Here is a 10,944-nt window from a genome sequence, read left to right as displayed (position 1 = left end):
AGACGGAGCATATATATTTACAAGGATAACTCCCAAATATAAAGAAGTATTTTTTGAATCCTTTGTGGTAGCCCTTCCGTTGATGTACGGAGTGGCAAAAATAGGATGTGCTTTCGCGGGATGTTGCGAAGGGCTTCCGTATAACGGATTTATGCGTGTCCATACCGACAAGGGAAATCTATTTCCGATTCAAAAGTTAGAGTCTGCAGTTTTTCTGCTTCTTTTTGCATTTTCCATTGTTTTATATTTCAAAAAGCGTTTTAATCCGCTGGTTGCTTCGAGCATATATGCTATAGCTAAGATTGCTTTAGATTTTCTCAGATACGCGCATCTTTATCATGTCATAACAGCTACGCAGGTAATGTGCGTAGTTATCGTTGTACTTTTTATTTTCTTAAACAGAAGACAAGCCAAAATAGCAAAACTCTATTCCGATGAATGATCGGAATAGAGTATATAATCTGTATGCCACAGGGGGAGCGTTGTCAATCGCTGTATCTGATTGTTCAAAATTTCAATGTAATATCTTTTATGAGATAGAGAGATCCTGCGATGCAGAGAACTTCTGTCTCGTCTTTACATAGGTCTTCAAGTGGATAATCTTTTTCCAAAACAGTTGCTTTAACGCCGCGGCTTTCTATCATCTTGGCGAGGGCGTCGGGAACCATAGTTCTTGGATTGGGAACACTTGTGACGTAGCACTTATCTGCAATCGGCATCAGCTCATCTAGGATGATATCAACTTCTTTGTCGGCGAGGATTCCAAGAAGGAAGGTGATTTTTTTACCCGGGAAGTATTCTTCAAGGGATGAGCGAAGAACTGCCGCGCCCTGTCTGTTGTGGCCACCGTCTATTATGATATACGGATTTTCTTTTACAACAGTGAAACGTCCGAACCACTCGGTATTTGCGATTCCTCGGGATATGTCGGTTTCGGAAATCCTAAATCCTTTCTGAGCAAGTTTCCTTGCGGCGTAGATTGCTTGGGCTGCGTTGCCTATCTGGTAGGTTCCCAGAAGCTTTGTGCTGTAAGTTGTTCCGTCTACGTCAAAACGCTGTCCATGCAAGCTTCGTTCAATCGGGACGGGCTCAGTGAAGTATGCCAAAGAAACAGCTTTTTTTGCGCAAAAATCTTCAAGAACTTTGCTGACTTCGCGTTCTTGAAAAGGAGTGATGACAGATGTACCGTGCTTGATTATTCCGGCTTTCTCGGTTGCAATCTCAGTCAGTGTGTTACCAAGGATCGACATGTGATCGTAGCTTATCGGAGTAATGAGAGTAACGAGCGGTGCGGGAATTACGTTTGTTGTATCAACGCGGCCTCCCATGCTGACTTCCATGACGACGATGTCACAGTTTTTTTCGCTGAAATAAATAAAAGACATGACGGTAAGAATCTCATATTCGCTGGGAAATATGTTCTCGGCGGCAAGCTCGTCATATGCGGGCTTTATCTGCGAAAAGAGCCTTGCAAAATCCTCATCCGAAATTGCAGTATTGTTTATCTTAAAGAGTTCATTGTAGTGGTATAAAAAGGGTGAGGCGAAGGTGCCGACTCTTAAGCCCGATTCTATAAGGATTGAAGTGAGATAGGCAGCAGTCGAGCCTTTGCCGTTTGTGCCTGCGACGTGAACATAGCGCTGCCCAATCTGGGGATTTCCCAGTTTTCTGAGAAGAGCAAGCTCGGCGTCCAGAGAAAACATGTCTTTTACGGGGGTATTACTAGTTTTAGGCGGTTCAAAGTGAGGCAATTTCTCAAAAAAAGAAATTGCCTCTGAATAATTATACTCGTGCATAAGTCTTAATCCTGCCAAATGCTTCCAAAACAATGTAAAGCATCAAAATGTTGATGGGGAGCATTACAAGTTCTTTGGGAAGTCTTGCTACAAGTGTCACAAAGAAGCCTTTTTTGATATACATCATGTCGAGCCAGTAGGTATTCATGATGATGCCTACGATAAGTGTGTGAACGGCTTCAGCCGCAATAATTCTGGCAAGCGTAGGTTTCTTGTTGTAAAGAATAAAGCCGAAGATCAGGCCGCTTACGATTCCGCTAATAGTAAATCCGGGAAAGAAAGGACCGGTAGGCTTTACAAGATATCCTCCGATATCGGTAAGTGCTCCGACGATAGCGGCAATACCGGGGCCGAGCGACATACCTGCGATGCCGATCGGGAGTGAGCCGAATCTGATCTCGATGATCTGGTTGATGGGAATTTTGAGAAATCCCAGTACGATACCCAGAGCCGTTAACATGGCGGCCAGAGTAAGTGTGTTTGTGTCACGTAATTTTTTCATAAAAAATACACCTCCTCGCAGCTTCCTTTTGTCTACACGAGAGGTGTTATACACTTCACTATGTAGCAGCGGGATGCGACCATAAAACCGCGGATTACCCTTCGTCCGAATGACAACTCCCTGTTCACCCGGCACTTGACGCTTTACAGTCTACTCTGCATTCTTTTTAATTTTGTCTGTATTATATGGTGAATGAAAAAGAATATCAAGCATAAATATACATAAACATTTATAGGAATAGCCGCCTGTTACATGCATTTTTTACTAAAAACATGTTATATGCGGGATTGTGCATTGTGTGGGAATTATGATATATGCGGTGGTGTGTGGGAATATGTTTTATACTAACGGAAATAACGAATATTAATAAACGTTAAGGTGGACAAATGCTGATTTATCGTAATATGATATATGTGTCGAAATGTAGGTGTGATGCACATTTATAATTGATCATAGATTTTTTTAATGCATGACATTTTAAATGAAATTACAGAAATCCGCAATTTCAGATAGGAGGCAAAAATGACTGTATCGGCAGCTTTTATGGTTCCACATCCACCGCTTATAATTCCGGAAGTCGGAAGAGGCGGAGAAAAACAGATTCTTGCAACAACAAATGCTTATGAGAAGGTCGCGGAAGAAGTGGCGGCTTTAAAGCCTGACACTATCATCATAACGAGTCCGCATTCCGTGATGTATGCGGATTACTTTCATATATCGCCGGGGCACAGAGCAACGGGAAGTTTTGCAGATTTCGGCGCATCCGGAGTCAGATTTTCCGAAGAGTATGACACAGAACTTGCAGATGCGATTGCGCTTCTTGCAGAAAAAGAGAATTTTCCCGCGGGAACTATGGGGGAAAGGGAGTCTTCCCTCGATCACGGAACCATGGTTCCTTTGTGGTTCATACGCAAAAAATATAGTGGCGGAAAGATTATTCGTATAGGGCTTTCGGGGCTTCCTTTGACATATCATTACAGGCTGGGGCAGATAATTGCGAAAGCTATCGATGAATCGGGAAAAAAAGTCGTTTTGATCGCAAGCGGCGATCTTTCGCATAAGTTGCAGGAATACGGACCTTACGGTTTTTCAAAAGAGGGCCCCGAATATGATGAAAACATAATGGAGGTGTGTGGAAAAGCAGAGTTTGGCAGGCTGTTTGAATTTGATGAGAGCTTGTGTAAACTTGCCGCAGAGTGTGGGCACAGGTCGTTTGTTATCATGGCTGGGAGTTTTGACGGTCTTCGCGTTAAGGCAACGGCTCTTTCGCATGAGGATGTAACGGGAGTGGGCTACGGAATCTGTACTTTTTATCCGGACGGAGCGGATGAGAGTAGACATTTTTTACAAGAATATGAAAAAAAGCTTGAAAAAGAATGCAAGGAAAAAGCTGACGCGAATGATGAATATGTGAGGCTTGCGAGGGCAAGTGTTGAGTCGTGGGTAAAGGAACACAGGCAGATTCAGGTCCCTGACGGTCTTTCAGATGATCTTCTGACACGGGCTGCAGGTACTTTTGTATCAATTCACAAGATGGGACAGCTTCGCGGCTGTATAGGTACAACCTCCGCAACTCAGGACAATATTGCAAAAGAGATAATTCAGAATGCGATAAGTGCAAGTACGCACGATCCGCGCTTTGATCCGATAACTGAGGACGAGCTTAAGTTTCTTGATATAAGTGTTGATGTACTCGGGGAGACTGAGGATATTGATTCACCTGATAAGCTTGATGTAAAGAAGTATGGAGTTATTGTTAGTCACGGAGTTAAGAGAGGGCTGCTGCTTCCAAATCTTGACGGTATAGATTCCGTGGAGGAGCAGATCGATATAGCAAGGCAAAAGGGCGGAATACTCGAGGATGAGCCGTATAAATTGCAGAGGTTTGAAGTGGTGAGGCATTTCTGAGGAAATGTGGAATAATGGCAGCGGGAGGCTTTATGGCGGCATGTCAAGTGTGTTTCAGGCATTGTTCCTTATCGGAAGGTGACATAGGATTTTGCGGCGCAAGAACGGTCAGGGACGGGAAGGTAATTGCATATAACTATGGCAGAGTGTCGGGGCTTGCGCTTGATCCGATTGAGAAGAAGCCGTTGAACAATTTTTTTCCCGGAAGTTACATCCTGTCGGTAGGAAGTTTCGGGTGCAATCTGCGATGCCCTTTTTGCCAGAATAGTGATATTTCGTGGTCAGAGGAAGCGAGGAGATATGCTGAAGATGCCGAGACCGTAAAGCCGCAGGAGCTTGTGAAAGTTGCGCTTGATATGAGGGCGCAGGGAAATATCGGAATTGCTTTTACTTATAATGAGCCGCTTGTCGGATATGAGTTTGTGCTTGATACAGCGAAGCTTGCAAAAGAACGTGACCTAAAAACAGTGCTTGTATCTAACGGAACAGCCGAGTTGTCTGTTCTTGCGGAGATAGCTCCGTATATTGATGCGATGAATATCGATCTTAAGGGATTTACGGATGAATATTATGATAGACTTCTCGGGGGCAGCAGGAAGCAGGTCATGGAGTTTATTGAGGAAGCGGTAAAGCATTGCCATGTTGAGCTTACAACACTGATAATTCCCGGTGAGAATGACAGCGAGGAAGAAATGCGCGAGATGTCAGCATGGATACATGGGCTTGAAGCGGCAAATGGAAAAAACATACCGCTTCATATTTCGAGATTTTTTCCAAGGTTCAAGATGACCGACCGCGACGCGACCGACGTGAGAAAGGTCTATCGACTCGCCGAGGTCGCGCGGGAAGAACTTGAGATTGTTTATACGGGGAATTGCTAGTGTGTCAGCACACCGGTGAGATTTATGCAAAAGTCGGCGAGTCTGTATGACCGGTTAGCCGGCTTTTTAATTTGCTTTTTCGCCGATTCACAGAATCATCGATTCGATATGGCGCAAAATGGGTTTTTAATGTTTTCTTGCCGGCATATGAGAGTAATCTGCAAATGTATGACTTTTTTGGAGGTTTTTATTTCAAAAAGTCATGCATTTTTTATTTGTCGATCATGGTGAAAAAAATGATGTATGACTTTATCCTAAATTTATGTCCGAAAAAGTCATGTTTTTTTACCCTTTTTGAACTTCTCAAACGCAGAGTACATGACCTTTTGAGGGTATTTTATACAAACAAGTCATATACCCTTTTTTTATCAAAAAATATTGAGAAAAATGTATGACTTTTTAGCCGATTTTTATCCCCAAAAGTCATATGACGTTTTTTCGTAAAATATAATTTATGACTTTTTTTGATGTTTCTTTTACGAAAAGTCATACATTCTTGTTTGAAATGAGGAGAAAAATGTTCGGATGAATACGAGGAGAAAATTACTGAAATATCGATAGATTATTAAGTTAACGTTTTCTCTTTTGTACCATTAATTCTAGCTTAAAAACGCAGAGAGATTAAGTCATTATCACTATTAAAGTTTGCGGTATTTGGGTAATTTTACACATTGTGCACAAAAATAATGCGCTGGTAAAATGGAAGTGCTCGGGCGCGAAAACGTTTACGTAAAAATCAAAACAATTTTATTAGGCTAGGAGGTGAACGGTTTTATTATGATGAAACGAAATTTGTCAGTAGCTTTAAGTGTATTCTTAGCAACAGGATTGTTATCACCAGGCTTACCTGTAAGTGCGGCACCAAGCCTTAACCCGTACGGTACAGTTCAGGCGGAGATTGAATTTGAACGTAATGTAAAAGAAGTTTGTGAAGATGAAGGCGCGACAGTTGTCAGCCTTGAATCCGGAAATTACTTCACTGTGAAGAGTGTCAACTTCTCACAGGGAGTTTCGAAGATAGGAGTAAAGGTTAAATCCGATTCTCCTGGCATTATCACTGTTAAGAAGGGTGATGCGGACGGAGAAGTTTTAGGAACTATAAGAATAAATAAAACCGATGGAGAATATAAAGAATTCTCTGCTAATGTACAGAATCTGGAGGGAATTGAGAGTATCGCCTTTGTACAGACAATGGGCGCAAGCTTGGTAGACAGCTGGACAGCTGAAGCCGGCGAAACAACAGAAGAACCTGACCAACCGGAGAATCCCGATCAGCCGGAGAACCCTGACCAACCGGAGAATCCCGATCAGCCTGAGGTTCCGGAGCAGCCTGAAAATCCGGAGCAGCCGGAAAACCCCGATCAGCCTGAGGTTCCGGAACAGCCAGAGAACCCCGATCAGCCGGAAAATCCGACAGCTGTAAATCCGTATGAGAAGGTTGAGGCCGAGACAGCAGCTACATTGGAAAATGCAAAGCTTGTTCCGAACAAGCAGTCGGTACTTATAAATGATGGCGGATATATTGTAGCCAAGAATGTTGACCTGTCAAAAGGTGTTTCGGGATTCAAGGTACTTGCCAAGACTTCAGCACCAAAGGTTAAACTTGATGTATATGTTGACGGAACCGATACTCAGTTAGGTTCTATCAGCGTTGGCACTGATATGTCAAGTGAGTCATTTGTAAAGATATCATCGGACCTCAAGGGTTCACATGATGTGTATTTCAAAGCAAATGGCGGAGCTGTACAGATTGATGCATGGCAGGCTCTGGAAGGACAGGGCGGAACGGAAGAACCTCCTGTAGTTGAGCCACCTGTAGGCGATACGGTAAATCCTTATAGTAAGGTAGAAGCAGAGGCGGCAACTGAGCTTGCTGAGGCTATGTTATCACCTAATAAGCAGTCGGTAGTTGTTAAAGACGGTGGTTATGTGATCACCAAGAATGTTGATTTCTCAAAGGGACTTTCGGGATTTGCTGTACTTGCAAAAGCGTCAGCTCCTAAGGTTAAATTAAACATCTATATTGATGGTGCAAAGTCACCCATGGCTTCGATCAATGTCGGTACAGATATTGCCAAGGAGTCAACTGTGGATGTTACATCAGAGCTCAAGGGAACTCATGATGTATACATTCAGGCAGACGGTGGCGCTATAACACTTGATGCATGGCGTGCAGTGGAATCATCAGGTGGAACAGAAGAACCTCCTGTTGTAGAGCCTCCTGTAGGCGATACAGTAAATCCTTATGAGAAGGTTGAAGCAGAAGCATCTGCAGAGCTTAAGAGCGCAATGGTTACACCTAACAAGCAGGCAGTAAGCATCCAGAAGGGTGGATATGCAGTAGCAAAGAGTGTAGATTTCTCAAAGGGTATTAAGGAATTTACAGTTAATGCGAAAGCAAGTGGAGCAAACAGACTTGAAGCAAGACTTGATAAGGCAGACGGAGACCTTATCGCAAACTTCAGAGTCAGCACAGATGCAAAAGATATAACAGTAAATGCCGCAAAGAATATCACAGGAACACATGACATCTACTTTGTAGCAACTATGGATGGCAGTCTGACCTTCGATTCCTGGAAGGTAACACCTTCAGACGGAACAGAAGAGCCTCCTGTTGTAGAGCCTCCTGTAGGCGATACGGTAGATCCTTATGAGAAGGTTGAGGCAGAAGCATCAGCAGAGTTCAGCAATGCGATGATCACACCTAATAAGCAGGCTGTAAGCATCCAGAAGGGTGGATTTGCAGTTGCAAAGAATGTAGACTTCTCTAAGGGAGTTAAGGAAATTCTTGTTAAGGCAGGAGCAAGCGGAGCAAACAGACTTGAAGTCAGACTTGATAAGCCTACCGGAGAGCGCATTGCAAGCTATATGGTCAGCACAGACGCTAAAGAATTAACAGCAAATGTTTCAGCAAGTGTTACCGGAACGCATGACGTTTATTTCGTAGCTATGATGGATGGCACTGCAACATTTGATTACTGGAAGGCAACACCTTCTGACGGAACAATCGTAACACCTCCTGTAGGCGATACAGTAGATCCTTATGAGAAGGTAGAGGCAGAAAAAGCAGATGAGCTTAGCAGCGCAATGATTGCTCCAAACAAGACATCTGTAGTAGTTAATGATGGCGGATATATAGTAGTTAAGAACGTTAATTTCGCAAAGGGACTTAACGGATTCCAGATTTATGCACAGTCATCAAAGCCCGGAGTTAAACTCAATGTTTATATTGATAAGTCCGGATATGATGCAAAGACAGCGATTGGAACAGCAAATGTCGGCGCAAATATGGCTTCGGGAACAGGCATTAAGCTTACATCAGACCTTACAGGAACACACGATGTATACTTTGAGGCAACAGGTGGATCGGTTACATTCGATGCTTGGAATGCAATGGCTAAGTCAGGAACAATTGTAGAACCTCCTGTAGGTGATACAGTAAATCCTTACAGCACAGTAGAAGCAGAAGCATCAGCAGAGCTTAAGAGTGCAATGGTTACGCCTAACAAGCAGGCTGTAAGCATCCAGAAGGGTGGATATGCAGTAGCAAAGAACGTAGATTTCTCAAAGGGAATTAAGGAATTTACAGTTAATGCGAAAGCAAGCGGAGCAAACAGACTTGAAGCAAGACTTGATAAGGCAGACGGAGATCTTATCGCAAACTTCAGAGTCAGCACAGATGCAAAGGATATAACAGTAACTGCAGCAAAGAATGTTACCGGAACACATGACATCTACTTTGTAGCAACTATGGACGGAAGCATAACGTTTGATTCATGGAAGGTAACACCTTCTGACGGAACAATCGTAGAACCTCCTGTAGGTGACACAGTAGATCCTTATGAGAAGGTAGAGGCAGAAAAAGCAGATGAGCTTAGCAGCGCAATGATTGCTCCAAGCAAGACATCTGTAGTAGTTAATGATGGCGGATATATAGTAGTTAAGAACGTTAATTTCGCAAAGGGACTTAACGGATTCCAGATTTATGCACAGTCATCAAAGCCCGGAGTTAAACTCAATGTTTATATTGATAAGTCCGGATATGATGCAAAGACAGCGATTGGAACAGCAAATGTCGGCGCAAATATGGCTTCGGGAACAGGCATTAAGCTTACATCAGACCTTACAGGAACACACGATGTATACTTCGAGGCAACAGGCGGATCGGTTACATTCGATGCTTGGAATGCAATGGCTAAGTCAGGAACAATTGTAGAACCTCCTGTAGGTGATACAGTAAATCCTTACAGCACAGTAGAAGCAGAAGCATCAGCAGAACTTAAGAGTGCAATGGTTACACCTAACAAGCAGGCTGTAAGCATCCAGAAGGGTGGATATGCAGTAGCAAAGAACGTAGATTTCTCCAAGGGCATTAAGGAATTTACAGTTAATGCAAAAGCAAGCGGAGCAAACAGACTTGAAGCAAGACTTGATAAGGCAGACGGAGATCTTATCGCAAACTTTAGAGTTAGCACAGATGCAAAAGATATAACAGTAAATGCTGCAAATAATATCACAGGAACACATGATATTTACTTTGTAGCAATAATGGACGGAAGCATAACATTTGATTCATGGAAGGTAACACCTTCTGACGGAACAATCGTAGAACCTCCTGTAGGCGATACAATAAATCCTTACAATAAGGTTGAAGCTGAAATATCAAAGGATCTTACAAATGCAATGCTTTCACCCAACAAGCAGTCGATAGTTATCAGTGACGGCGGATATATCCTTGTACAGAACATTGACTTCTCGAAGGGCATTTCAGGATTCAAGGTATTTGCAAGCGCATCACAGCCTAAGGTTAAGCTTAATATCTATATTGATGATGCGCAGACACCTATCGGCTCGATCAGCGTTGGTACTGATATTACAAAAGAAACATTTGTAAAAGTTTCAACAGATATCACAGGTAAGCATTATGTTTACTTTGAGGCAAAGGGTGGTGCCGCAACATTTGATGCATGGCAGGCAATGCCTTCATCAGGTACGATAGTTGAGCCTCCTGTTTATGAAGATATCAATCCTTACAACACTGTTGAGGGTGAGGCATCTACAGATCTCAGCAACGCAAGACTTACACCTAATAAGCAGGGCGTAAGCATTGGTGCGGGCGGATATGCAGTAGCAAAGAATGTTGTATTCTCTGACGGTATTTCAGAATTTATCGTAAATGCCGGAGCAACAGGTTCTACAAGATTTGAGGTAAGAGTTGGCTCAGCAAGCGGAGACCTCATTGGATATGCAACTGTAAGCGGCAGCACACGAGAGTTTAAGATCACAGCTTCCAAGAATATCACAGGAAAGAAGGACATTTACTTCGTAGTTCCAAGTGGCGGAAGCGCTGTAACTCTTGATTCCTGGAAGGTAAATCCTTATAAGGAAGTTGTAGAGCCTCCTGTAGTTGAGACAGGCATGAAGCTTACTCAAAATACAAGCAAATGGCAGGGTGGTTATCAGACAAACTTTACTGTTACCAACAGTTCAGGTAATACAGTTAACACATGGAAGCTCAAAATCAAGAGAAACGGTATCAATATTACTCAGAGCTGGTGCGTAAATATTCAGCAGCAGGGTGATTACTATGTAATTACTCCTATGTCATGGAATTCTACGCTTGGAAACGGACAGTCTACCACATTCGGAATTATCGGAAGTGGAGAGCCGAGCCAGATTGATTATGTATTTGAGTAAAAGAGAGAAAGATAAAAAAGAGAGAAAGATAAAAAAGAGAGAAAGATAAAAAAGAGAGAAAGGGGCGGTTAATGACCTTCTTTAAAAGAAGGTAAGAAATCCGGTGGCTGTCTTTTGACGGTCACCGGGTTTTCTTTATGCAGATAAAAAAAGTGAAAAT

At 42.9% G+C, this 10,944-nt stretch carries 6 protein-coding genes and 1 riboswitch; of the genes, 4 read left to right on the top strand and 2 right to left on the bottom strand.

The window, feature by feature from the left end; translation table 11 throughout:
* Window positions 1–13 precede the first annotated feature (13 nt).
* On the top strand, window positions 14–442 hold the full coding sequence (locus CD00_RS0109160; RefSeq protein WP_330370483.1) for a prolipoprotein diacylglyceryl transferase family protein: 429 nt from the start codon (window positions 14–16) through the stop codon (window positions 440–442).
* 64 nt (window positions 443–506) lie between these two features.
* Here the strand turns inward: CD00_RS0109160 and CD00_RS17850 are convergent, their stop codons facing one another.
* On the bottom strand, window positions 507–1,703 hold the full coding sequence (locus CD00_RS17850) for a bifunctional folylpolyglutamate synthase/dihydrofolate synthase (RefSeq protein WP_207640472.1): 1,197 nt from the start codon (window positions 1,701–1,703) through the stop codon (window positions 507–509).
* A 79-nt stretch (window positions 1,704–1,782) separates the two neighbouring features.
* Window positions 1,783–2,298, bottom strand: coding sequence for a folate family ECF transporter S component (locus CD00_RS17845; protein WP_034462053.1), 516 nt, complete (start codon window positions 2,296–2,298; stop codon window positions 1,783–1,785).
* Between the two features lie 64 nt (window positions 2,299–2,362).
* Window positions 2,363–2,458, bottom strand: a riboswitch (THF riboswitch).
* Window positions 2,459–2,820: 362 nt separating this feature from the next.
* Here CD00_RS17845 and amrA point away from each other — a divergent pair.
* From amrA to CD00_RS0109130, 3 genes are all read left to right on the top strand, one after another.
* The gene (gene amrA / locus CD00_RS0109145) at window positions 2,821–4,206 is read left to right on the top strand and encodes an AmmeMemoRadiSam system protein A (protein ID WP_026655695.1); all 1,386 of its coding nucleotides are present in this window, start codon (window positions 2,821–2,823) and stop codon (window positions 4,204–4,206) included.
* Between the two features lie 32 nt (window positions 4,207–4,238).
* Window positions 4,239–5,087 (top strand): AmmeMemoRadiSam system radical SAM enzyme, encoded by an 849-nt coding sequence (gene amrS / locus CD00_RS0109140; protein WP_026655693.1) that lies wholly within the window; start codon window positions 4,239–4,241, stop codon window positions 5,085–5,087.
* Between the two features lie 777 nt (window positions 5,088–5,864).
* The gene (locus CD00_RS0109130) at window positions 5,865–10,784 is read left to right on the top strand and encodes a carbohydrate-binding protein (protein WP_026655691.1); all 4,920 of its coding nucleotides are present in this window, start codon (window positions 5,865–5,867) and stop codon (window positions 10,782–10,784) included.
* Window positions 10,785–10,944: the final 160 nt, after the last annotated feature.

The sequence above is a fragment of the Butyrivibrio sp. AE3003 genome (assembly GCF_000686065.1).
Taxonomy (GTDB): Bacteria; Bacillota; Clostridia; order Lachnospirales; family Lachnospiraceae; genus Butyrivibrio; species Butyrivibrio hungatei_A.
The sequence above is the reverse complement of the archived record's forward strand: the minus strand, read 5'-3'. Positions and strand labels throughout refer to the sequence as shown.

What these genes read in the sequence shown, in the direction of transcription:
- CD00_RS17850 (WP_207640472.1), bottom strand. Translation starts at nt 1,703, where the DNA reads ATGTTTTCTCTGGACGCCGAGCTTGCTCTTCTCAGAAAACTGGGAAAT.
- CD00_RS17845 (WP_034462053.1), bottom strand. Translation starts at nt 2,298, where the DNA reads ATGAAAAAATTACGTGACACAAACACACTTACTCTGGCCGCCATGTTA.
- amrA (WP_026655695.1), top strand. Translation starts at nt 2,821, where the DNA reads ATGACTGTATCGGCAGCTTTTATGGTTCCACATCCACCGCTTATAATT.
- amrS (WP_026655693.1), top strand. Translation starts at nt 4,239, where the DNA reads ATGGCGGCATGTCAAGTGTGTTTCAGGCATTGTTCCTTATCGGAAGGT.
- CD00_RS0109130 (WP_026655691.1), top strand. Translation starts at nt 5,865, where the DNA reads ATGATGAAACGAAATTTGTCAGTAGCTTTAAGTGTATTCTTAGCAACA.